Here is a 23,991-nt window from a genome sequence, read left to right on the forward strand (position 1 = left end):
GTTGCAGCTTCTGAAAGGACGGCAAGCGAGGACGCTTGCGCTCCAGTCGGCGTCATCTCGCTCTGCCGGCGCACTCCAAATCGAAGCGCTCAATGAGACTACGAATCATCATCTTGCTTGTGTTTGGCGTCACCGCCGCCGCCATCGTCGCGGCGCAAACGCGCCGTCGCCCGCCCGCACGAAGACCGCCGGCCCAAGCGCAAGCGCCGCGAGGCTCAGCGGCAAAGTACTCCGCCTTTTTACACTCGTCGGACAAACACAAGAGTCTCGAATGCAATGCCTGTCACAAGATTCCGACGACGTGGACTGCCGGTCGTGCATTTCCGGACGCCGCTGACTTTCCCGATCACGACGCGTGCGTGCGTTGTCATCGGCCGCAGTTCTTCACGCGTCAGGCGACGATCGGCACTGGCCCGGCGATCTGTACGGTCTGTCACCTGCGCGCCGCGCCGCGCGAGGATCGCCGCTTCGCTTTCGGAAGACCGAATAGCGCGAATCAAACTGCGAAGCCAAAAGACGAGCGCCAGTTCAAGATCGAATTCCCGCACGACAAACATCAGAACGTGATTGCCAGGCTCATCTCCCCTCCCCGTACGCGGGGAGGGGTTGGGGGTGGGGTTCCAATGCGCGGCAACCTCTCCCCTAATCCCTCTCCGCATGCGGAGAGGGGAATCATGTCCTACCGCGGATATTCCTCGCTTCGACTTGCATCGCTTTCGTTACGGTCTCATCACCGGCCAGGGTCGGCGCCCCAGGACAACAAGAAACCTGACTACAACAACTGTTCGCTTTGCCACGTGACGGACAAGTCACTCGTCATCGCGGCGGTGTCGCCTTTCAATGCTGATCCGTCTCTTCTAAATCCGTTCAAGTCGATGCCGCGCACGCACGACGCGTGTTTCGAATGCCATTGGAAAGCGCAGGAACCGATCGGTGCGAATTGTGCCGGATGTCATAAGCCCGCCGAGACGTTTGTGGCGTCCCTCGCCGTGAAGCGCATCTCGGCAAAGTTTGCGCACGAGGGCGGCAAAGGTGAACACATCCTGGAATGCACGACTTGCCACATCAACATCACGCGCGCCGGCACGTTGCGCGGCCTGACGCCGGACGTCCCGATAGATGCCTGCGCGGCATGCCATCGCGACAGCAAACGCACTACTTATCCAAAAGCCGTGACTATCGAAACTGAGCTGGAGCAATTTAAGAAGACGAGCAATTGCACCTATTGCCATACTGAGGATGTCGGTAAGAAGAAGCCGCCGCCGAGCCACGAATCATCCGTTCAATAAGAATGCTAAGCGATAAGGGCAAAGAGCAAAGCAGAGAGGGTCGCCCTCTCTTTGTGTGTCTTTGTGGTTCTCAGTGTCTTTGTGGTGATGGGTTTTTCGCGACAAAGTTCACCACGGAGACACCGAGATTTCACAGAGTCACACGGAGTCTTGGTCGCGCTCCCGCGATCCTCACACGCTTTCTGCTTTTTTCCTTATTCCTTTTTGCCTTCGCTTCAGTCGCTTCCGCTCAGGACTATTCCAGGTTCTTACACAACAGTTCCAAGCACGCATCGCTGAGTTGTAACGACTGCCATCGACGCGCGGACAACTCTGCCCGCCCCAGCTTTCCGGGTCACAAAGCCTGCACCGGATGTCATCTCGGCCAATTCACCACGCCGAACATTCCGATGTGCTCGATCTGTCATCAGAACGTCAACGGCAGCGATCCGCCGCGCAAGGCTTTCCCGGATCGCTTCAACGAGAGCTTCAACGTCAAATTTGATCACGCGCAGCACATGACCGGCGCGGCGCGGCCGCGAAATGGTTGCGTCTCATGCCACAGCGGGACATTGCGGCGAGGCGCGGCGCTGTCCATTCCAGTCGGCTTGTCGGCGCACAACGGTTGTTACAGTTGTCACACGCCGAACTCGCAAGCCAACGGACGCGACCTGGCGGGATGCGGCGTCTGCCACGATCAGAAGCCCTACTCACGGACCTCCACCAACTCAATCGCGTTCAGCTACTCGTTTCGTCACAATAATCACTCGACGCGCCAGCGCTTGAACTGTTCGGACTGTCACAGCTACACGCGCGGGTTGCCGCAGAAACGACAAGTCAGCTCGACGCGCGCGCAAGAACACTTTCCAACCGGCAACAACACCTGCGCGACCTGCCACAACGGCCGAAGATCTTTCGGCGGCGATTTGGATTTCAAAGGGTGCCGGCGATGTCACACGGGAACAAGTTTTCGGCTGGGATGAAGGAAGATCAGAACCGCCTGCGTAAGCGGGCGGGCAAGGCTCGTAACAACTACTCACCCGTTTACGCAGGTGGTTCTGACCTCAGCTCGCTTCGCAATTGACACGACGGCGCGCGTCTACCTAACATGCCCGCAGCTTTCGGCGAACCGGGAGGGAATTCGATGAAGCGATTGTTAACCGTAATTGTGATGCTGAGCGCCACGGCGCTTTTCGTCTTCGCCGGTACGGCGGGGACCTCAAATTACATCTCGCAAGACATCCCCAAAGAAAGCAAAGAGCAGCCGAAGAAAGTTAAGCTTTCGGCGGACAGTCTCGACGATAAATGGGGCGAGGTCGCCTTCGATCACGAGACGCACTCGCTGAAGAACTACAATCCTGACGGCAAGAGCGTCACCTCATGCGTCTATTGCCACCACACCGATCAGCCGAAAGAGAGCCTCAAGCCACCACTAGTCACGTCCGAACGCACTGTCGTGCTCACCGCTGATGTCCTGAAGGACGCCGCCGCCGCGCCGGTGAAATCGTGCCGGTCATGTCACCTGCAAGCGGGCGACGACAGCAAGCCGCTACCCGTGGTCACGAAAAACGAAAAGCAGCTGAAGCTCGACAACGAAAACGCTTACCACATCAACTGCTTCGAATGTCATGACGCGGCTATTAAGAACAAGCCGGAATTAGCAGCGAAGATTTCAGGATCGGATCCGAAGGGCTGTGTGAAGTGTCACGTCGCTAAGTAGTGGGCAAGTGGCACAGACTTCAGTCTGTGATTCGACCCTTGAAATCACAGACTGAAGTCTGTGCCACTTGCCTCACCGCCCACTGCTCACTGAACTCAGCAACTGCGGATTCCAATGCCGCTTGTCCTTCATGTGCTGCACGTGACAGGAAGTGCAGTTAGGCTTGTCTGAAGCAATCACCTGCCGCTGGGCGCGCGGATCGAGATCGCCGTTGTGACAGTTCGCACATCGCGTGCGCGGTGTCTCACGATCCGGCGGATTCTGCGTCGCGTGACAGCTCGAACAGCTCAACTCGCCTTCTTTATTCCCACCCAGTCCGCGCGTTGCTTTCACCCGATACACGTGCACCGCATGGAATTGTTTGTTGCGCCACTGGTCTTCAGTTTCCGTCGGTAGGCGTTCGAGCTGCAAAGTATCCTTCCGCTGCGCCAGCGCGTCCGGATCCAGCCCCGCCCAAACCCACTTGCCGTCGCGCACCGGATACCCGAACGTGCCGCCGTGCGGCGTTCGCACCGTCTTGCCATTGTAAGTTTTCTGGTTCTGATCGTTGTGACATTCAAAGCATGACAGGAGCGCGCCATCCAGCGCGTCGAAGGCCGCTCCGCGATGTTCGGCATGGCAATCGACGCATCCGATGCCCGCGTTCGTGTGTGGCGAGATGACCGTGGCAACGAACGCGTCGGTCGTGTGACAAGACGTGCACTTCTGATCGATTGACGTGCGCAGCGCGTGACACGAAGTGCATGACCCGGCGTTTGCCTGCGTAGCGACGGGTGGCGTCATGCGCATCGTCGTCAGGGTATGCGCTTCCGAAATCGGCGCCGGCGCGAAAGCGGCCGCATAGAAGATTGCGCCGCCACCGGCGACTAAGGCCGCGATGATTCCAATGATTACCACAAGGGGAATGGGCCAACGTCGTTTCAAGTCAGTCGTCGGCGCCCAAACCGATTGCGCCTTTCCGCTGGGCCGGCCGGTGACGGGAAAGAGGGGCGAAGGCTTCACGGTCTTGGTCGCCGCGGTGATCCGCTTGTCCCAAAAAACGTCGAGGGCTTTCGAACCTGAGGCCGCGGGCGGTGGCTTCCGCGGCGTAGGCTTTTTGTGCGCGGCGGCTTTCTCAACATCGAGCGGAGCGCTCGGCAGCCGGATCGTGGCCGGTAGATCCCAAACGCCGGTGCCTTCCTTGCGCACAATAGCGTCGCCAGGCGTCGCGCCGATTTGAATCGACACCTTGATGATCAGCACGCCTTCGATCAAATCGATGTTCAGCACAAACGGACCGACGCCCAGCACATCGCTGTCGGTCAGGGCCTGGTACTCTTCAACCTTCTCGCCGTTAAGAGTAATTGGATTGGTCGAACGGAAGTTGCGGATGTAGTAATCGCCTTCGACGTTCGTGATGCCGGCTTGCAGGCGCGACACCGAAGGATGGTTCAAAAGGAGTTCGCACGTCGGCAGACGGCCAACGAGGACGCCTTCGGCCACGATCGTGACCGGATCGACCTGAAGGTCTTCACGAATGATGACGAAGGTTGCGTCCATTTGGATTGGTCAGTGGCCAGTTGTCCGTTGTCAGTTGCTTCGCTTAGTAACGTGACTGGTTACGTCGCTTGCTGCCACTGACCACGGACCACTGACGACTGACAACTGACAACTGACTACTGACAGCTTTTAGCGAACATTGAAAAACACCGCCTGCACAATGTGCGCAATCATCAGCACCAGCATTACTGAAGTCGAAACAACGTGCGGTGCGACCCAAATCTTCAAGAGGCGGTGCAGGTAAATCAACGTGTCCACTCGGCGCAGCGTCGCCATCCGCTCAAGCGCTTTCAAAGCCGCCGTGCGCTGGGCTTTATCTTCGATGGCCGCCAGTTCATTACGGAATTTCAGACGGCCCTGGGCCAATGATGCAGTCAGCGCCTCGCGTCGCGTGTACTGCCTCAACAGATAACCGAGCGAAAAGAAATGCCCGCGCATCTTTCGCTCAATCAACTCGCGCGCATTGCCCTCGGCTTTGCCGGTGATGTCGGTAATTTCCTGACTCAATTCCGCGCGGCGCGCTTCCAGATCTTCGATCAGCAGCGGCTCGCCTTCGATACTTGTCAGAATTCGCGGCGCGATGAAGTAAGCCGCCAGGCCGAACAAGCCGGTGAGAATCACTACGTCGAACGCGATCATCAACGTCATCGTCAGTATTCCGCCGCCGTGACTGCCCCCGTGCATCAGCAGCACGATGCCGGCCAGCGCGCCGAAGTAGAGATGCGCCAGCAACCAATATCGCAAGGCGCCGGCGCGGCGGCGATAGATCGTTTTGCGCAGCGGATATGTCATTACGATGGCGATGCCACCCAGGCCGACCAGACCCGTCAGCCAGCGCATCGTCAACCATCCCCCGCGCAAAGACTCGTTAAAGCCATAACGCCACGCCATCCAACCCATCAACGCCGACAAAGCGAGCACTAACAATCCACCGATCACGTGCCAGGCTTTAGCCTTGGGATCGCTCTTGTGAATATTGCGACCGATGGCATGTGTCTGATCGCGAAATACCAGGCCGAGGGTCTTCTCAACTTCGTCGAAGTACTCTTGCGGATTCACCCGGACAAGCGCGCCGGTCGGACAATTCTCTTCGCATGAATACGCGGGTCTCTTGGCGCCTTCGGGATTCAGTGGCGTGTGCTCGCACAGATTGCACTTGATCGCCACCATGTCGTCTTCCGGTTTGGCCGCCGGTTTGGGTGCGGCTTGGGGCGCGGTCGCGGCTCCGACCGCAGGCACGGTTCCGGATTCGGGTTTTGCTTCAACTTCGAGGACTGCTACTGGCGGCGCGCTCGATCCGAACAACATCCGGAGACGTGTCATCAGTCCGCCCGCGACTACCGGCTCACCGTCGCGCGGCACCATCGAGATCGCGTTGTAAGGGCACTGTGTCGCGCAGTCGAAGCAGCCGATACAAGTGACCGGATTGATGTCCACCTGGCCGCCGAGGTCGCGAAAGATCGCACCGGTCGGACAACCCGTCAGGCATTCCGGATCTTTGCAGTGCATGCACACGGACGGAACCAGCACGTGCTGTTCACGGTTGCTCTTCAAATCAACGGGCCGCTGAATGTGAATGCCGCGCCGTAGCAGCCGCGACTGTCCGTGGACTTTGTGACAAGCGAGCGAGCAATTACCGCAGCGCACGCAGAGATCCATGTCCATCACCAGCAGGTTCACGCCATCGACGATCCCCGTAGCGATCTCCTTCTCGGCTGCCGCCAGTTGTCGCCCGTTCTGCTGTGCTGTCAGTCCCGTGTCGTCGTCCGCCTGAGACAACGCGCCGAACGCTTTGCCCAGGCGCTGACATAACTCAGGCTCAGCCTGCAAACTCGCGAGGGGAATCTCTAACAATTCCGTGCGCTGCATTAGCGCCGCGGAATACGCCCAGGTCTTTTGTCCCTGCAGCGCTTCGAGACCGAGGCAATTTCCGGAACCAAGAAAATCTTCCGGCACCAGACTTCCCGGTGCGGTGCTCTCCGTAATGTCCGCGTAAATCGGCACGCCGCGCACGCGTCGCACCCAGCCGCTGCGAATCAGAAAGATGCGATCTATCGGCATGCCTTCCTGCACGAGCAGGTGATGTTTGCCGTACGCCATGAATTGGCTGATGTTGCCGAGCGAAACCAGATCCAAAGGCGTCAGCGCGCTGCCGGTCTCTTCCTGAAGCTTGCCGATGGCATTCGCCAGACCGTGATTGCGATAGCTGTCATCGACCTTTTCCGCAAACTTCTTGAGCGAACGAAGCAGCCTCAGCGCCGGACGAACCATTTCGAGGACGGTTGCGGCCCCGCCGTCCTGAGGAACCTTGATGGTCGCGTTGCGTGGGATGCCGGCGAGCACGGAACGCTCGCCTAAGCACGCGCCAGGTGGAATGCGCGCAACTTTCTTGTGCGCGCCCGATTCGTCTTTGACAAAGACGTCGAGATCGCCGGTGACGGAGAGATAGAAAGTGTTTCCGCCCCACTCGCCTTCCGCCATGATCACCTCGCCCGCGTCGTAAGTGAGCAGGCGCGCGTAGGGGCCAATCTGTTTGCCGCCGGACACCTTGCCCTCGACAATCATCTTCAGATTGTTCTTGTTTTTTTCGTCGAGCAGCTCGGAAACGATGTCGATCTTCTTTACCGCTTCGAGAATCGCTTCAGGGGTAGTGTCGACTTTCGGCATGAAATTTAACGACGGTTGTCGCGCAGCTTAACATGCGCCGACACACTGAGGGTAACCACACTTTCGCGCGCCGTACCCAACCGAAGCGAGATAGTGGTTGACCTGAACGATCCGTGATAGCATCCGGCTGCAAATGGAATCAAGTCCCGCGTCATAGTAGGCGGCAATGTTAGTCCCCAGGAAATTGCGCAGCCTTTCAAGACGGACCGTGATGACGGCGAGCGTCCTCGTTATCCTGCTCGCGACCTTCATTTGGATTTTCAGCAAGTCTTCAGACACCCGACCGCGGGGTCCCCAAGCGGGCATCCCGGTTGAGGTCGGGCGGACAGGAAACGCCTCCGCTTCGGAAATCCGGCCGGCCGGGGGACCTGAATCAACCTTAGATTCGAACGCCACTACAGAGACCGCCGATTCCGACAACGATGGAATTCCGGATTTTGCCGAGCTGCGCACGTTCGAAGACCGGGAAAGCTTTCGCCGCTGGTTTACCGCGATTGCTGAAGTTCAGTTCTATCAACTGAGCGAACAATGGAAGCGCGAGCAACGGGACTGTGCCGGTCTGGTGCGGTTCGCGATGCGTGAAGCCCTGCGCAAGCACGACCGCGCGTGGTTTCAGCGTATGGGCCCGGCGTACGAACCGGTGGCGCGCGACGTGCGCGGCTTCAATCTCGATGCAAATCAGCTTGGCGAAAAGATTTTTCGGGCTGACTTTGGCGCCTATCGCGATGACGATCAGCGCACCGGCAAGTTTTCGGAATTTGCCGATGCGCGCACTCTAAAAAACTTCAACGTCGAATTCGTCAGCCGTGACCGCCGCGAAGCGCAACCCGGCGACCTGCTGTTTTATTACCAACCCTGGGTCCAGAAATTTCCCTATCACGTGATGGTCTTTCTCGGCTCGCCGCGCACGGCGCCAAATGGCCAGAGCGACTGGGTCGTGTATCACACCGGTTCGACCGCAACTGATGACGGGACTGTGAAGAAGGTCCAGCTTTCAGTGCTGGATCAGCATCCAGATCCGCGCTGGCGGCCGATTGAGCGCAACAAGAATTTTTTGGGCTTCTTTCGCTTGAAGACCTTGCAATGAACTCTCTCGATTTCATAATCCGTCCGTTTGCCGTGGAGGCAATCCATGTCTGACACAAGTTCCAAAACTCGACGCTACGTCGCGACTGGCATCATCTACTTAGCGCTGGTCGCTTCAGTGCTCGGCTTCAACGTGATTCGCGCGCGCACTGCGCCGCCGGCTGAACCGAACGCGGCGCCTGAGACGCCAACCGTTTCCAGCACCAAGCCTTACTTTTCGCTGACGACGAACCGTACCTATTCGCCGAACGAACCGGCGCGGATGTGGGCGAGCTATCAGAACGTTGATCATCTCGATTTCCGAATCTATCGCGTGAAAGATCCGAACAAGTTTTTCAAGCAGCTCGACAATCCACACCAGATGGGTGACGAGGAAAAGGAAGAGCTGGCGAAGGGTTACGGCGCGCGGATTTCGCTGCTCGAGCGCACGCGGCGTCTGAAGCTTTCGTTTTTTTCGGCGATGAAGAATTACGTCCGCCACCATCTGCGAAAAGAGCATCGCGCGACCTTTAACGAAAAGTTTCGCACCGACAAAGAGCCGACGCGCACACCTTTGAACGTGGCTGATTACGCGCGCGTGCCGCTGTTGAATCCGGACCAGAAGGTAAAGGATTGGCGCGAGAAGCTGCCCGCGCTGGAAAACGAATACGACAGCCGCACGATCCCGATCGGCAAGATGGATCCCGGCGTTTACCTCATCGAAGCCGTCAATAATGATCTGCGCGCGTACTCAATCGCGATCGTTACGAACCTGACAATGGTGCAAAAAACGACCAGCGATGGCCAGGTAGTCGTCTTCGTAGTCGATCGCAAGACGGGCGCGCCGCGGGCCGGCGCCAACGTCGAAATCACGAACGCGAAAAAGACGCTCGCGACCGGCACGACCGACAAAACCGGCGTCTTCAAGACTGAAATCAAACCACCCGAGACCACCGACGAGGAGACGCCGGCCGAGGATGTCGATCCGGAAGAATCTCAGTCAAACGCGTATCTGATCATGGCGCGTGATCGGGACAACTTTGTCATCTCGGACGTCGACTCTTTCTATTTCAGTGGTGAAGGCGGCGACATGGACTTGCTTTCGAGCGAGGACCTGACGAGCTACATCTACACTGACCGGCCCATCTATCGACCGGCGCAGAAGGTTTACTTCAAAGGCATCCTGCGACAGTGGGGCCGCGAAGGTTACAAGCTGCTCGACGAGAAAACTGTCAGTGTCACGATCGAAGATCCGAACAGCGGAAAGATTTTCGAGAAGGAGTTGCCGCTGTCTACACGCGGCACCTTCAGCGGCGAAGTTGATATCGCTGATGAGGCGCCGCTGGGCGGCTACAACATCACCGCGAAGATCGGTGAAGCAACGTCGAGCGGTTACTTCGAAGTCCAGGAGTACAAAAAGCCCGAGTACAAAGTGACGGTCAAAGGGCCGAAAGAATTTGCGGCGATTGGCGAGAAGGTTCGCTTCACCGTTAGCGCAAATTACTTTTTTGGCGCGCCGGTAACGAATGCCGACGTGCAGTACTACGTCTACAAACAACGCTATTACCACTGGTGGTGGGACGCCGATGAGAGCGATGAGTTCGACGACGAAGCCGGCCCCGATAACGAAGGCGGCGACGAAGAGGACTACGGTTATTACGGCACCGATCTGGTGACCCAAGGCGAAGGCACGCTGAATTCGCGCGGCGAAATGGTGGTTGATTTCGAAGTGCCCGCGGGCGAGAAAGAAGACTGGGATTATTCTTATCGGCTGGAAGCGCAGGTCACCGACGCGTCGCGTCGCGAGATGTCGGGCGCGGCTTCTTTCATCGGCACGCGCGGCAAGGCCGTCGCCGACGCTTTCCCTGAACGCTATCTCTATTACCAGGGAGACGCCGCGAAGATTCGCGTGAAGACCGCGACCTATTCGGGCCAACCTGTCTCGGAAAAAGTGACGCTTCAGTTCATCGAACAGAAGTGGGAAAAGATCGAGAAGCAGGAAGAGTACAACGGCTACAAGTACACGACCTATGATTACAAACTGCATGAACGTCAACTGGGGTCGGCGGATGTGAACACCGACAGCCAGGGCAACGCGACCTATGACTTTACGGTGCCCTCGCCGGGCAGCGTTTACGTCAAAGCCATCATTTACGAAAACGGCAAGCCGATTGTGAATCGCGGCGGATCGTTCTGGGCGCCCGATAAGCAGGGGCAATGGTCTGACTTTCAGTATCGCGACTACGAAGAGAACGCGATCAAGCTTGTGCCCGATAAGAAGTCATATCGCCCGGGCGAGACGGCACACGTCCTGGCAATGTTGCCAAAGGACAACGCGCACCTGCTGGTGACAACTGAATTGTCGGAAGTTTTGACCGTCCGGCAGATCGACTCACCCGGTCGCAGCATCGTTATCGATGTGCCGATCGAGAAGCGCTATGCGCCCAACGTTTATCTCAGCGTTTCGTTTGTGCAGGACAGCGACATGTTCGAGCAAAGCCAAATCCTGGCCGTGCCCGCGCGCGACCGCATGCTGAAGCTCGACATCGTGCCGAACAAGAAAGAGTTCAAGCCGCGCGATGTCGCGTCCTACACGATCATGGCGCGCAACGAAGACGGCTCACCCGCGGCGAATGCCGAAGTAAGCCTGGGCATCGTCGACGAAGCCATCTACAGCATTGCGTCCGAAACCGCCGGCAACATCAAACGCGACTTCTACGGACGTCGCTATAACGAAGTGCAGACAAGTCTCGCTGTGCACTACACGTTCACCGGTTATGCCGGAGACAACCCCGCGGATTTAGCTAAGAACAAATCGGCTTATCAACTCGCGGATTTCAAAAACGAGAGCTCATTTGCCGAGCCGACGGTCCGCAAGGAGTTCAAAGACACTGCGTTCTGGCAACCCGACGTCGTCACAGGTGGCGACGGCAAAGCGACCGTCGAATTCAAACTGCCGGACAATCTGACAACGTGGCGCGCCACCGCGCGTGCCGTCACCTCCGACACGCGGGTCGGTTCAGCGGTGCAGAAAACGATCGCGCGCAAAGACGTCATTATGCGGCTCGAGATGCCGCGCTTCCTGACGGAAGGCGACACGGTCACGATTTCCGGCGTCGTGCACAATTTCCTGAAGACCGACAAGTCCACAAAGATTTCCCTGGATCTGACCGGCGCGCAGTTGCTGGATGCGCCTTCACAGACGGTCACGATTCGGCCGAACGGCGAACATCGCGTCGATTGGCGCGTGCAGGCGCACACCGTCGGCAAACTGACGTTGCTGGCGAAAGCCTTGACGGACAAAGAATCCGACGCGGTCGAAATGTCGATGGAGATCGTGCCGCACGGATTGAAGCAGACGCTCGGCAACACCACGACGCTGATGCAGAACGAGGCCGACCAAACCTTCAATCTCGATCTGCCCGTCCGAGCTGACGAGCAGGCGCGGACGCTGCGCATTGAAGCGTCACCTTCGATCGCGGGTGCTCTGTTCGGCGCACTCGACTACTTAACCAGCTATCCGTATGGCTGCACCGAACAAACGATGTCGAGCTTCCTGCCCAACGTCGTCGTGGCGCAGGCTCTAAAGGACATCCCGTCGGCGAAGATTCGCGCGACGAACGATCTGGATAAAAAAGTTCAGCGCGGACTGGATCGCCTGTACGCGTACCAGCACGGCGATGGCGGCTGGGGTTGGTGGAAAGACGACAAGTCTGATCCGTTTATGACCGCATACGTCGTGGACGGTCTGACGATGGCGAGTCGCGCGGGTTATCAGGTTGATGGATGGCGGCTCGCGCAAGGCCGGCAGAAACTTGAAGCTCTGCTGACGGCCGGCAAGAACGATAACGGTAATCCGATCGACGAAGAAACCCGCGCCTATATGATTTACGCTCACACCGAAAGCGGCGAAGGCGACACGCGCTTCCTCGAAGAGCTTTATGGAAAGCGCGGCAGTCTCGGGCCGTATGGTCGCGCTTTACTTGCGCTCGCTCTGCAGGAACGCAAAGACGGACGCGCGCGTGAAATCGCGAGCTTGCTCGAAGGTTCAGTGCGACAGGATGAGTTTGAGGCTCACTGGCAGACGGCGCGCATCAACGACTATGGCCGCGATGTGTACCTCGATGCCGAAGCGACCGCGCTGTCGTTGAAAGCGCTGGCGCAAATCAATCCAGGCTCGCCGCTGCTACCGAAAGTTGCGCGCTGGCTGGTGAAGAACCGGCGCAACGGTCACTACTGGCTGTCGACTAAAGAGACGGCGTTCGCGATTTACGGGCTGACGGATTATTTGAAGGTCAGCAAAGAGCTGTCGCCGGATTATTCGTTCGAGGTTTATTTGAACGGCATGAAGGTCGCCGGTCAGCACGTCGGCGCCGGCGAAGCTTCGAATGCTCAGTCGTTTGTGATCACCAAAAAGGCCGGTGAAGTTGGCGGCTCGAACCAGATTCGCGTCGTAAAGAAAGGCCGTGGCGCGCTGTATGTTTCAGCGGCGCTTGAATACTTCACCGCCGATGAAAACGTGGCGCCGCAATCCGCCAACGGTTTGAAGATCACTCGTGAGTATTTGCGCCTGCACGTCGCCGGAGAGGAAGGCCAGGCAAGTTGGCGCGTCGAACCACTCTCAGGCGAACTGCGCTCCGGTGACATGATCGTGGTGCGGCTGCGGCTTACCGGCCCACGCGCGCAGTACGTGATGATCGAAGATCCGATTCCGGCGGGGGCCGAACAGGTCGCGCGAGTCAGCGGCATTAACCTGAACTACTCGACCGGCCAGTGGAGCGACTGGTACAGCAACCGTGAGTTCCGCGATAACCGCACGGCGATATTCATGAATTACTTTGACGGCGACGCGACGCTGCAATACGCGATGCGCGTCGAAGTGCCGGGCGAGTTCAAGATCGCGCCGGCGCGCGCCGAGCTGATGTATCAGCCGACCGTGCAGGCGAATACGGCGAACGATCGGTTGCGGATTTTGGACAAGAAGTAATTCAAGCCAAAGAGGTCATCATGATTACAACTTTAAGACTTTGGTTCGAGAGCTTACGGCGCACGCTGACGAATTTGCGCGCGCTCGGGATTTTCATCGCTCTCTATGCGCTGTTGCTCGTCAGCTTCTACTTCTTTATCTCGACACGCGAAGCGACCGTTTGGCAGGTACTTGCGACCTACGCTTTGATGTTGGTCCTGCCAGCCGTGTTCTTCGTGTTTCAGGCGGCGATTCTCGAGTTTGCCAGCGCGCGAAAGTTTGGCGCGAAGAACATTCTCTTGAGCGCTATGAAGATCGCAGCCGTCACGATTCCGGTCCTGATCATCGGCGCGCTGCTGTGGTGGCTGATGAATAAACTGCAGCTTCGTTACCCTCCTGAACCCCCGCCGCTTGTGATTCCGCCGGCACCACCCAAGGCGCCGCCCACTCATTGGCCGTCGCTGTTAATAACAACGCTGCGCTTCGTGCTGTTCGGCGTCGCGCTGCCGCTGGCGACGATTCACTTATGGATCGAAGCGTCCGTATGTGACGTGCGCGCCTCTTTGGCCGGCGGCGCCCGGAACGTCTTCGGCACCATCGGCCGTGCGCTGGCGCGCGCCTTCAGCTCGGAATCAGTTTTCGTTTACGGGCTGGGACTGATTCTTTTCGTCCTGGGGCCTTACTTGGTTCTGCTGCCCCGGCTGACCTTCACCGGGACGAAGACAGCCTTCACGCTTTTCGTCGTGCAGGTTATCGTGGCCCTCCTGTTGATGCTGATCGGCTGGGTAGTTACCCTCGTGACGCTCGCCCGCGCAAGTGCGCGCGAAGCGTCCATTGAAATGAACGCGCCGGCAACGGTCGCTGAGTCAACGGCGTAATGGTTCGCGCAATTGATTTTCTGGGAAGGCTGACCCGCACTCATGCGCTGCTGTTAACCTGCACGTGTGCACTCCTGTTGCTGGTCAATTTCTCGCCGTCAACGGCGTTTCTGCCGGCGCTCACCTGGTCTAACGACGCAAACTCAAACGAAAACGAAATCGATTCGGCGCTTCAGCAATCTGCCGAGGTCGCTTTAGGCAATCGCCAGGGTTCAATCATCGTGATGGACGCGCAAACCGGACGTGTGCGTGCCGCGGTAAATCCCGAGGGTGCGTACGCCCACGCGATGATGCCCGGTTCTTCGATCAAGCCGTTCACCACACTCGCGGCTTTGCGCGCCGGTTTGATCGAAGAGGATTCGCGCACGGTTTGTCCCGGCCGCTTCACCGGTCTCAGTTTTTCTCTTCCCTGCGTGCATGCCAATCACTTGCCGCCATTCAATCCTTCACAAGCTATCGCCCACTCATGCAATTACTACTTCGCGACGCTCGGTCAACGGCTCGGCCCGGACAAGTTGACTCAAACACTTCGTCAATTCGGTTTTGGACAACCGAGTGGTTTGAATTCACGGGAAGCGAATGGCGTCGTGAAGCCATGCGCGGCCGGTGATGTTGCCCGCATGCGATCGAATGACAGCCATCACGCGTCTCAGCAAGCCGATTGCGCAGCGCGCGAAGCTCTGGGCGAAAGCGATCACATCCAGGTAACGCCGATTCAACTTTTGACGGCTTATGCAGCGTTGCTCAATGACGGTCATTTGTTTCAGCCGCAAGCCGCCAATGCCGACGGTTTGCAGCTTGTCGAACGCAGTCGCATAAACATTTCGCCGGAAGAGCGGCGTGTAGTGGTTGAGGGCATGGCCGGAGCGATTCGCTATGGCACCGCGCGCAGTGCAAGGCTGGATGTCGTGCCACTCACGATTGTCGGTAAGACCGGCACGGCCCTGCCGCCGAAAGGATTTCGCTTAAACGGATGGTTTGTCGGCCTGGCTGGTCCGGCAAGCGCCTCGCGCGATCTCCCGCCGTCGCAGGTTCAACTCGCAGTCATCGTTTTTCTGCCGCGTGCGAACGGCGCGGAAGCGGCCAAAGTCTCGCGTCCCATCTTTCAGACGTTTGCGAACCAGATTGGCGACCGCGGGACAGAAAGCAGTGGCTCCAGCCCGTCGGATGTCTCGCAGTCTCGACGTCGCCCGGCCTCCTCTTCCGCAGTCCGCGTGCGTTCGGTAACCGAAAATGTGACACGTGACTTGCCGCTCGAGAATTACGTGCTCGGCGTTATGCGCGCGGAAGGCTCGATGGAGTCAGAGCCTGAGGCGCTGAAGGCTTTGGCGATCGCCGCGCGCACCTATGCGCTGAAAAACCTTGGTCGTCACGCGAAAGACGATTACGACTTCTGTTCGACCACTCACTGTCAGCGGTTCATCCACGGAAACCCGACCGACGATCGGGCTTCTGACAGGCTGGTGGCCGCCGTCGCGGCGACTGAAGGCCAGGTATTGCTCGACTCGCGCGGTAGCACTATCGACGCTTACTTTGGCGCGTCGTGCGGCGGAGAGACCGCCGACGTCGCGACGCTTTGGGGAACCGCGCCGGCGACTTACCTGCCCGGTGTGCGTGACGAGTTCTGCGAGACGGGACCGCATGCGCACTGGACTGACATGATTACGCGCAACGATCTGCTGCGCGCTCTGCAAAGCGATTCACGCACCGACGTCGGCCACCGGCTGGAGAAAGTTATCGTCACCAAGCGCGATGACACCGGCCGCGCCGAATTCATCACGCTCGAAGGCGACCATCGCAAGATCGTGCGCGGTTGGGATTTCAAAATCATCGTCGGCCGAGTGCTCGGTTGGAATCTCTTGAAGAGTTCGCGATTCGAGGTCTCGCGCAGCGGAGCGAACTTCGTCTTTCGCGGCAGCGGATTCGGTCATGGTCTCGGTCTCTGTCAGGAAGGCGCGCACGTGATGGCCGCGCGCGGCGCGAGTTACCAAAGGATTCTCGAGAAGTATTTTCCGGGCACGAGTGTGGGACGAGAGAGGGAGACGGGGCGACGGGGAGACGCGGCGAAGGAAGATTCCCCGCCACGATGGAAGGCCGATCTCTTCATGAGCTCATTTAGTTCTTTCTCCCCATCCCCGCGTTCCCTTGTCTCGCCGTACGCGACCTTCAACACCCCTCAGCCCACGCGTTTGGTAACTATCTCATCTGAGCACTTCCGCGTTACTTATCCGGCAGACAACGAACGGCGCGACGCTGACCGGGTCTTGACGATTCTTGGAAGTGCGCGCGCGGACTACTTGCGCCGGGCATCAGCGGCCTCGATCTCAATCAGCGGTTTGCCATTTCTCGACATTCGCGTGAACGATTCGACCGGGACCTTCACCGGCCGCACGGGTCAACCGCCGTGGGCCGCGGCTGCCACAAAAGGAAACCGGATCGAGACGCAGCCACTCGCGATTTTGAAACGAAGAGGCGTCTTACCCACGACGCTGAAGCATGAAATGGCGCATGTGATCATCAACGTCATAAGTCGGGATCGAGCGCCGCGCTGGTTGGAAGAAGGTTTCGCGATTTACCTCGCCGGCGAAGGCGCGATGTTTTCGCGTTACCAGCGTCGCGGCCTGCTCACGGGGGAAGAATTGGAGAAAAGGCTGCAACGTCCCAGCACACAGTCCGACATGCGCATGTTGTACGCTGAGGCGTATTTGAAAGTGACTGAGATGGTGCGCAACGAGGGCGAAGCGAGCGTCTGGAAAAGGTTAGCCGCGAACTGACGGCGGCATGCGGGAAGAAACGCCGGAGCGCCGGCTCACGAACGGATTATCTTTAATCCAAAACCGCCACGGTTTAGTAATCCACTTCTCAGCATAATCGATCCCAATCCGCGGACCGCGCGCGATCTGGCGCGGTGAGATCGAAGTTCCCTCTTCCAGCCACACCCGATCGCCAAGCAGGTCCGCTTTGTCTAGCCGCCGATCAATTCCGAGCGCGATGCTCAAGCGACCTGGGCCACTTGTCCATTCGTATTCGGATCGACCGGCGCGACGACGGCGAATGATGTCGAGGCCTTCAGCCGGTTCCAGCGCGCGCACCAGCACCGCGTGTGGAACATTTTCGACGTTCGTTACGACATTGAACTGGTTGTACATGCCGTAGACGAAGTAAACGTACGCCGTGCCGCCGAGGCCGTACATCGTTTCCGTGCGATTGGTGCGCCGGCCGCCGTACGCGTGCGAAGCGCGATCTTCCGGGCCGCGATAAGCTTCGGTTTCAACGATGATTCCGGCGACGCGCGTGCCGCTTCGATTCGGAACGACCAGCTTCTTGCCGAGCAGATCGCGGGCCACTTCGAGGACGTCAGAACGTGTGTAGAATTCGCGAGGAAGCTTTTTATCCACAGATTACATAGATGGAGTCAGTACCGGGAGCGGTAGCGACCGGGTAACCCCACAGATCAAGATGATAATCCACCTGGTCGCATCCACCACTCCACGCGGGCTGCCCGCGCGGGACCCCGATCCGCTCCCGATACTGACCTCGCTGGGCCACTAGCCTCTTTCACCTCATCCGCCACAGCATCACTGCTGTAATTACAAATCCGATCACGACAATTGCGCGGCGGATGACTAACGGACCGACCCGCCGCGCCGTTCGCGCGCCGACGTAGCCGCCGAGCAAGGCGGCGACCGCCATCAAGAGCGCTATTCGCCACTCGACCAGGTAGGAAATCGCGAAAGCGATCACCGCGACGCTGTTGATACAGATGCCGAGAAAGTTCTTGATGCCGTTCGCGCGATGAATGTCGCTCAAGCCGAGCAGGCCCATCGCCGCCAGCATCCAAATGCCGTTACCAGCCCCGAAATAACCGCCGTACATGGCCGAAAAAAACTGAACGATGATGGCGATCGTCCACCAACTTCTCTGGGAACCTGACGTGGGCGACGGCACATGCAGCCAGCGATTCACCGGGCCTTGCAGCATGAACAAAACCGTCGCGAACAAAATCAGAAACGGCACCAGGCGCGCGAATGTCGGTGAAGGTGTCACGATCAGAAGCCAGGCGCCCACGCCGCCGCCGACCATGCTCACTGCGCCCAGGCGCATAAGAATCAAAGAGCTGTCGCTCATCTCGCGGCGATAACCGAACAGACCTCCAAACAGCCCGGGCCACAGCGCGACGGTGCTGGTCGCGTTCGCAACTTTCGGATCGAGTCCTAACCAAATCAGGAGCGGAAACGTTAGCAGCGTCCCCCCACCCGCAATCGAATTCACGACGCCGGCGATGAACGCGGCCGCGAACATCAATCCGATTTCGAGGAGAGACATGCGCGACAGTGTAAGGGCAAAGCTAAAAGGGCAAAAGGGGGAAGACTTCTCTGTGTCTCAGTGGCGCTCAGTGTCTCTGTGGTGAACGTACACGGGAGAGACTCAACCACAGAGGCACTGAGGGCTCACAGAGACACAGAGAACTACATCACGTCAGGTGTTAAAATGCGCTGCTAAAAATGAAAGCGGTAAAGATCATTTCGTTCGGCGGAGTTGAGGGACTGCAAATTGTAGAGGTTCCGGACGCGCTGCAGCCCACCGCGGATCGCGTGCGCGTGCGCGTGCGCGCGGCGGGATTGAATCGCGCGGACATCCTCCAGCGCCTCGGTCGCTACCCCGCGCCGCCCGGCTATCCGCCGGACATTCCCGGTCTTGAGTTCGCCGGTGAAGTTGAAAGCGTCGGCGAAGACGCGCGCGTCTGGAAAACCGGCGATCGGGTTTTCGGCATCACCGGCGGCGGCGCGCAGGCGGAATACGTCACGCTGCCTGAAGCGACGCTCGCGCGGATTCCGGAGAATCTCGATTGGGTTCAGGCCGCCTCGATTCCGGAAGTCTTTATGACGGCGCACGACGCGTTGTTCACGCAGTGCGAGTTGCAGATGGCGGAGCGAGTTCTCATTCATGCTGCCGGATCGGGTGTGGGAACGGCGGCGAGTCAGTTAGTAAGCGCCACAGGCGCGACTGCCTACGGCACTTCGCGCACTCCGGAGAAACTTGAGCGCGCGAAAGACTTCGGGCTGTCTCAATCCATCGCGGTCGGGAATGATCCTTCGAAGTTCGCTGCGGCGGTGGAGGAATGGACGAACGGTGAAGGCGTGAACGTGATTCTCGATCTAGTGGGCGCTGCTTATCTGAAAGCTAATCTCGATTCGCTCGCCACGAAGGGCCGGCTGATCTTCGTCGGCACAACCAGCGGCGCCAAAGCCGAAATTGATTATTCAATTGTCATGCGCAAACGTCTTCGCGTCATGGGAACGTCTTTGCGCACGCGGTCGCTCCCAGAAAAGGCAACCGCCACGCGCCTGTTCGCCGAGCATGTCGTCCCGCTGCTCGAAAACGGATCAGTGCGGCCGGTCGTCGATTCGGTTTTCACGATGGATGAAGTGCGCGAGGCTCACCGCCGCATTGAATCGAACGAGACGTTCGGGAAAGTTATTTTGAGGATTGATTAACTGCGGGTGTCACCGGCGATGTTCGCGGGTCAGGTGTTCGAGGTGCACCAACATGCCGGGCAGCGTCAGTCGTGACAATGCACAGACCGTGACAACCTTCACCCTCGAGCCGGTGAACCAGACGCCGCGCCTCTTCGTGCGTGAGGTCGGTGGCTTCACAACCACGATTGCTGAGCACGGCCCACTGTTGGCTTTGAAGATCGCTCGTCATTGGCTCAATGTCTTCCCTCTCGCTTTGAGGGAACTAAACAGACTTAACTCAACAGGTTGCAACCCGAAGGGTTGCTAGAGAGTAGCCGGGGGTCGCAGCGAAGCGTAGACCCCCGGAAACGTCCGCGTAGCATTCGGCACCCTGAAAGGGTGCAAGATGCGTTCTGTGACCTTTCAGGGTCAAAAATCATAAACACTCGATCCGGGGGTGTCGCGCGGCGCGCTCAACCCCCGGCTACTATCTTTCAGCCCTTCGGGCTGAGGGAGAGGCGAATAACACACCTGATTCATCTCAACGCTGATTACGGGTTTCAAGGGAGAGGGAGTTCCGTACCTACTTCCCTTTGAAATCCGCTTTTCGCTTTTCGAGGAACGCGCTGACGCCTTCGTCTTTATCTTCGCTCGAGAAACACAGCGCGAACAGATCGACTTCGCGACGCAACCCTTCGTCGAGGTTTGATCGCGACGCCGCCTTTACCGCTTCCTTGGCGAGGCGGAGAGCGACCGGACTCTTCTCAGCGATGCGGTTGGCCACTTCCATTGTCTTCGTCTGGAGTTGATCGGCCGGAACAACGTGGTTCGCCAGGCCCAACCGGAACGCTTCCTGCGCGTTGATGATCTCACCCGTCAAAATCATCTCCATCGCTTTGCCTTCGCCCACCAGACGCGTCAGGCGCTGCGTGCCGCCGCCACCGGGAATGATGCCAAGGTTGATTTCCGGTTGGCCGAACGAGGCGGTCTCGCTGGCAATCCGAATGTCGCAGGCCAGCGCCAACTCGCAGCCGCCGCCGAGACAATAACCATTGACCATCGCGATCACCGGTTTTGGAAAAGTATCGACCGCATTGAACAAACCGCGATCGAGCATGATGGCGCGCTGCGCCAAGGCGGTGCGGCCTGCGAACTCAGCGATGTCAGCGCCCGCCACGAACGCCTTGTCGCCCGCGCCGGTAAAAATCACGACCCGCACTGAATCGTCCTGGCTCAATTCATCCAGCGCGGCTGCGCCTTCGGCGCGCGTCTGGATGTTCAACGCGTTCCGCTTTTCCGGACGATTGATCGTGATGATGGCGACGCGGTCGCGGCGCTCGATGAGAATACTCTCGTACGTTTGACTCACTTTAATTGCTCCTGTTTTGGTTAAGAATTGGTGAAGTAAAACACAAAGCGCCCGCGAAAGGCGAGTGCCCAGGACTACTCAGATCTTTGCCGTTCCTCTCGGTGTCTCGGTGAGTTCTCTGTGTCTCTGTGGTGAAAAACGTTTAGAGATCACTCACCCCAGAGACACCGAGATTGCACTGAGACACAGAGGCCAGCCATGCAACCACCCGCGTTGTCGGTCAGGGATTATTTAGAAGTGGTCTCGTCCGTGGTGGCCGCCTGTTCATCCGCCACCCATGAGACGAACAGTCGCATCCAGTTTTCGGAAGGTTCGGCAATCTGCACGCCCACGCGCGCGGTTCCGTAGATCGCCGGTGAGATGCGCACTACCGTCGCCGTCGCTTCGGTGGGCGAGCCATCCGGCTTGTGCGCGCGGATGTAAAGGTGTTCGCCGATCCCAACTCGCTGATTGAGATGGAAAAGCGCGCCGGAAGTCGAGATGTCATCAGTTTCCGTCGGCTCGCTCCACGCGGCGCCGTCATCCGAACGACCTGACACGACAATCGGAAGCCGCAGCGCCATTCGCAGCGCAAAGCGTCTCTCTTCATTTTGATAAGGAGTGCTCATTACCGTCGCCATTCGAGTCCCGCTTGTTCGCGCGCGCTCACCAATGTTCAGCTAGTATAAGCCCTGCGCGCCTGTTCTGGCTCATTCCATTTATAAAAACCTTCACCGCTCTTTTTGCCCAGTTTTCCCTCGCTCACCATCCGGCGAAGAATATCCGGTGGCCTGAATGTCTCAGATTCGAGCGTTTCATGCAGATATTCGGCGATGCTCAAACGCACATCCAGCCCGACCATGTCCGTCAATTTTAGCGGTCCGACCGGGTGGTTGTAGCCGAGTTCCATGGCCGTGTCGATGTCGCGCGCGCTGGCCACGCCCTGCTCAACCATGCGCATCGCTTCCAGGCCTAGCGTGACACCGAGACGGCTGGAAGCAAATCCCGGAACATCGCGGACGACGATCGGTTCCTTCTTCATGCGTTGCGCTACTTCACGCACTGTCGCCGTAGTTTCGTCTGACGTTTCGCTGCTGACGACGATTTCGACTAACCGCATGATATGAACCGGATTGAAGAAATGCATGCCGACAACGTCCGCAGGCCGATTCGATACTTTGGCAATTTCATTGATCGAAAGCGAAGACGTGTTGGTCGCGAAGATGCAGTTGCTGGTCACCAGTTCTTCGGTTTGACGCAGCAGGCCCTGCTTTAGTTCGAGATTCTCAGGCGCTGCTTCGATCACCAGATCGCTTTCGCCTATCTCAGCAAAATCCGTCGTCACGCGAATTCGCGAGAGCGTTTCGTCGCGCTCCTGCTCGGTTACTTTTCCGCGCTCAATGCCCTTCGCCAGATTTCGCTCAATCGACTTCATGCCGCGCTGCGTCGAGGCCTCATCAAGGTCGCGCATCAGGACGTCGTAACCCGACGCCGCGGCGACTTGCGCGATGCCGTGGCCCATCGTGCCCGCGCCGAGCACACTGATGCGCCGAATTGGGCGAGCCGAAGCCGGGTTGTTGTCTTGGTCCGAGTTCTTATTCAACGTCGCAATTTAAGGGGCCGAACCGTTAAGGTGGATGCCAATTCAGGCCACGATGTGGCTGGGGCCTGGCTGGTTCGACTAACTCGTACAGCACTAGTTATACTACACGCGCAACGCAAAACGCCAACAGTTTTCCCGCAATCAATTGTCAGAACCCGGAGCGATAGCGACGGGATCGGCGCACCACTAAGGCCGTTGGCGAGCCATTGACCGGTTGCCCTTGCTCCCGGTTCTGAACATAGAGGAGACCCTGAATTGCCCACACAAGAACTTCATCGCCAGGTAGTAATTATCGGTTCCGGCCCCGCGGGATTGACCGCGGCGATCTACAGCGCGCGCGCGAATTTGAATCCGCTGCTGGTTGATGCGCCGGCCGACACCGAGAAACAAACAACGCCGGGCGGGCAGTTAATGATCACCACTGAAGTGGAAAACTATCCGGGCTTTGCGGAAGGCATTCAGGGTCCTGACCTGATGGTTCAGTTTCGCCAGCAAGCTGAACGCTTTGGCACGGAATTCCTGGAGGAGTGGATTACGCGCGTCGATTTTAGCGAGCGACCTTTCAAGTTGTTCACGGAGAATACAGTCATCACGGCTGAGACGTTGATCATCGCTTCGGGCGCGTCCGCGAAGTGGCTGGGGATTCCGGGTGAGGCAAAGACTCCGCATGGCTTTGGTGGTAACGGCGTGTCGGCTTGCGCGACTTGCGACGGCCCGCTGCCCGCGTTTCGCAACAAGCGTTTGGTCGTGGTTGGCGGCGGCGACACGGCGATGGAAGAGGCTACGTTCCTGACACGGTATGCGTCGCGCGTGTTCGTCGTGCACCGGCGTGACAAGCTGCGCGCGTCGAAGATCATGCAGGACAAAGCGCTTGCGAACGAAAAGATTGAATTCATCTGGAACACTGCAGTTGACGAGATTCTCGGGACGCATGATCAGGGAGTGACCGGCGTGCGGCTGCGGAATTTACAGACCAGCGAAACTACCGAATTCGAATGCGAAGGCGTCTTTATCGCGATTGGCCACAAGCCGAACACAGACTTGTTCAAAGGCCAGATCGACATGGACGACGTTGGCTACATCGTCACCTCAGGCCGCTCAACCGCGACAAACATTCCGGGTGTCTTTGCTGCCGGCGATGTGCAGGATTCAGTTTACCGGCAAGCAGTCACGGCGGCGGGCACGGGCTGCATGTCAGCCATCGATGCGGAACGATTTCTGGATCATCTACCGATCGCCATGCCCACCGGTGAAGAGGTCACGATGGAAGGCGAGCATCTGTCTAAGGATCACAGCATGATCACCATGCCGACCGGTGAAGTTGTTTCGAATGAGGCTTGAGCAGCCGATGTGTGAGGGCCAACGCGGGGTGTCGGGCCTTACGACCTTTCCAATCGATCTACTTGGAGTTCCACTACGCGGATGCGACGCTTCAAGGTCTTCAGGCGATCGTGCCTAGTTTCTGTAGCCTTTTCATT

17 protein-coding genes are annotated in these 23,991 nt (G+C 58.3%); 9 read left to right on the forward strand and 8 right to left on the reverse strand.

The window, feature by feature from the left end; translation table 11 throughout:
- The first annotated feature begins 92 nt into the window (after nt 1-92).
- From VFX97_07935 to VFX97_07945, 3 genes are all read left to right on the forward strand, one after another.
- The gene (locus VFX97_07935) at nt 93-1,289 is read left to right on the forward strand and encodes a hypothetical protein (GenBank protein HEX5703112.1); all 1,197 of its coding nucleotides are present in this window, start codon (nt 93-95) and stop codon (nt 1,287-1,289) included.
- Between the two features lie 389 nt (nt 1,290-1,678).
- On the forward strand, nt 1,679-2,251 hold the full coding sequence (locus VFX97_07940) for a cytochrome c3 family protein (protein ID HEX5703113.1): 573 nt from the start codon (nt 1,679-1,681) through the stop codon (nt 2,249-2,251).
- A gap of 161 nt (nt 2,252-2,412) precedes the next feature.
- On the forward strand, nt 2,413-2,988 hold the full coding sequence (locus VFX97_07945; GenBank protein HEX5703114.1) for a cytochrome c3 family protein: 576 nt from the start codon (nt 2,413-2,415) through the stop codon (nt 2,986-2,988).
- Between the two features lie 72 nt (nt 2,989-3,060).
- On the opposite strand, the gene VFX97_07950 is transcribed toward VFX97_07945, so the two are convergent.
- Together VFX97_07950 and VFX97_07955 are read right to left on the reverse strand one after the other, a co-directional pair.
- On the reverse strand, nt 3,061-4,527 hold the full coding sequence (locus VFX97_07950; protein ID HEX5703115.1) for an FHA domain-containing protein: 1,467 nt from the start codon (nt 4,525-4,527) through the stop codon (nt 3,061-3,063).
- 129 nt (nt 4,528-4,656) lie between these two features.
- Nucleotides 4,657-7,194: a cyclic nucleotide-binding domain-containing protein gene (locus tag VFX97_07955; GenBank protein HEX5703116.1), complete on the reverse strand. Its 2,538-nt coding sequence runs from the start codon at nt 7,192-7,194 to the stop codon at nt 4,657-4,659.
- 166 nt (nt 7,195-7,360) lie between these two features.
- Here VFX97_07955 and VFX97_07960 point away from each other — a divergent pair, with 166 nt between their 5' ends.
- From VFX97_07960 to VFX97_07975, 4 genes are read left to right on the forward strand one after another with little or no spacing between them, the layout of a single operon-like run.
- Nucleotides 7,361-8,281, forward strand: a complete 921-nt coding sequence (locus tag VFX97_07960; GenBank protein ID HEX5703117.1) for a DUF1175 family protein — start codon at nt 7,361-7,363, stop codon at nt 8,279-8,281.
- 45 nt (nt 8,282-8,326) lie between these two features.
- The gene (locus VFX97_07965) at nt 8,327-13,246 is read left to right on the forward strand and encodes an MG2 domain-containing protein (GenBank protein HEX5703118.1); all 4,920 of its coding nucleotides are present in this window, start codon (nt 8,327-8,329) and stop codon (nt 13,244-13,246) included.
- Nucleotides 13,247-13,266: 20 nt separating this feature from the next.
- The gene (locus VFX97_07970) at nt 13,267-14,103 is read left to right on the forward strand and encodes a hypothetical protein (GenBank protein ID HEX5703119.1); all 837 of its coding nucleotides are present in this window, start codon (nt 13,267-13,269) and stop codon (nt 14,101-14,103) included.
- On the forward strand, nt 14,103-16,877 hold the full coding sequence (locus VFX97_07975) for a SpoIID/LytB domain-containing protein (GenBank protein HEX5703120.1): 2,775 nt from the start codon (nt 14,103-14,105) through the stop codon (nt 16,875-16,877). The genes VFX97_07970 and VFX97_07975 overlap by 1 nt, the downstream gene beginning before the upstream one ends.
- Here VFX97_07975 and VFX97_07980 read toward each other — a convergent pair.
- A complete protein-coding gene (locus tag VFX97_07980) occupies nt 16,863-17,501 on the reverse strand; it encodes a DNA-3-methyladenine glycosylase (protein ID HEX5703121.1) in 639 nt (212 codons plus the stop codon). The genes VFX97_07975 and VFX97_07980 overlap by 15 nt on opposite strands.
- A gap of 160 nt (nt 17,502-17,661) precedes the next feature.
- On the reverse strand, nt 17,662-18,429 hold the full coding sequence (locus tag VFX97_07985) for a sulfite exporter TauE/SafE family protein (protein HEX5703122.1): 768 nt from the start codon (nt 18,427-18,429) through the stop codon (nt 17,662-17,664).
- 179 nt (nt 18,430-18,608) lie between these two features.
- Between VFX97_07985 and VFX97_07990 the strand changes: the two genes are divergently transcribed.
- Nucleotides 18,609-19,601 (forward strand): NAD(P)H-quinone oxidoreductase, encoded by a 993-nt coding sequence (locus VFX97_07990; protein ID HEX5703123.1) that lies wholly within the window; start codon nt 18,609-18,611, stop codon nt 19,599-19,601.
- Here the strand turns inward: VFX97_07990 and VFX97_07995 are convergent.
- From VFX97_07995 to VFX97_08010, 4 genes are all read right to left on the reverse strand, one after another.
- Complete coding sequence (locus VFX97_07995) at nt 19,582-19,812, reverse strand: hypothetical protein (protein HEX5703124.1); 231 nt, start codon at nt 19,810-19,812, stop codon at nt 19,582-19,584. The two genes, VFX97_07990 and VFX97_07995, sit on opposite strands and share 20 nt — an antisense overlap.
- Before the next feature lie 333 nt (nt 19,813-20,145).
- Nucleotides 20,146-20,931, reverse strand: coding sequence for an enoyl-CoA hydratase-related protein (locus VFX97_08000; GenBank protein HEX5703125.1), 786 nt, complete (start codon nt 20,929-20,931; stop codon nt 20,146-20,148).
- A gap of 227 nt (nt 20,932-21,158) precedes the next feature.
- The gene (locus tag VFX97_08005; protein HEX5703126.1) at nt 21,159-21,539 is read right to left on the reverse strand and encodes a PilZ domain-containing protein; all 381 of its coding nucleotides are present in this window, start codon (nt 21,537-21,539) and stop codon (nt 21,159-21,161) included.
- 47 nt (nt 21,540-21,586) lie between these two features.
- Entirely contained in the window at nt 21,587-22,513 is a 927-nt protein-coding gene (locus VFX97_08010; protein ID HEX5703127.1) for a 3-hydroxyacyl-CoA dehydrogenase family protein, read from the reverse strand.
- A 255-nt stretch (nt 22,514-22,768) separates the two neighbouring features.
- On the opposite strand from VFX97_08010, the gene trxB reads away from it, so the two are divergent.
- Nucleotides 22,769-23,854, forward strand: a complete 1,086-nt coding sequence (gene trxB / locus VFX97_08015) for a thioredoxin-disulfide reductase (protein ID HEX5703128.1) — start codon at nt 22,769-22,771, stop codon at nt 23,852-23,854.
- Nucleotides 23,855-23,991: the final 137 nt, after the last annotated feature.

Source organism: Pyrinomonadaceae bacterium (genome assembly GCA_036277115.1).
GTDB lineage: Bacteria > Acidobacteriota > Blastocatellia > Pyrinomonadales > Pyrinomonadaceae > UBA11740.

Coding starts and splice junctions, on each gene's coding strand:
- VFX97_07935 (HEX5703112.1), top strand. CDS start 93: ATGAGACTACGAATCATCATCTTGCTTGTGTTTGGCGTCACCGCCGCC.
- VFX97_07940 (HEX5703113.1), top strand. CDS start 1,679: ATGTGCTCGATCTGTCATCAGAACGTCAACGGCAGCGATCCGCCGCGC.
- VFX97_07945 (HEX5703114.1), top strand. CDS start 2,413: ATGAAGCGATTGTTAACCGTAATTGTGATGCTGAGCGCCACGGCGCTT.
- VFX97_07950 (HEX5703115.1), bottom strand. CDS start 4,527: ATGGACGCAACCTTCGTCATCATTCGTGAAGACCTTCAGGTCGATCCG.
- VFX97_07955 (HEX5703116.1), bottom strand. CDS start 7,194: ATGCCGAAAGTCGACACTACCCCTGAAGCGATTCTCGAAGCGGTAAAG.
- VFX97_07960 (HEX5703117.1), top strand. CDS start 7,361: ATGTTAGTCCCCAGGAAATTGCGCAGCCTTTCAAGACGGACCGTGATG.
- VFX97_07965 (HEX5703118.1), top strand. CDS start 8,327: ATGTCTGACACAAGTTCCAAAACTCGACGCTACGTCGCGACTGGCATC.
- VFX97_07970 (HEX5703119.1), top strand. CDS start 13,267: ATGATTACAACTTTAAGACTTTGGTTCGAGAGCTTACGGCGCACGCTG.
- VFX97_07975 (HEX5703120.1), top strand. CDS start 14,103: ATGGTTCGCGCAATTGATTTTCTGGGAAGGCTGACCCGCACTCATGCG.
- VFX97_07985 (HEX5703122.1), bottom strand. CDS start 18,429: ATGTCTCTCCTCGAAATCGGATTGATGTTCGCGGCCGCGTTCATCGCC.
- VFX97_07990 (HEX5703123.1), top strand. CDS start 18,609: ATGAAAGCGGTAAAGATCATTTCGTTCGGCGGAGTTGAGGGACTGCAA.
- VFX97_07995 (HEX5703124.1), bottom strand. CDS start 19,812: ATGACGAGCGATCTTCAAAGCCAACAGTGGGCCGTGCTCAGCAATCGT.
- VFX97_08005 (HEX5703126.1), bottom strand. CDS start 21,539: ATGAGCACTCCTTATCAAAATGAAGAGAGACGCTTTGCGCTGCGAATG.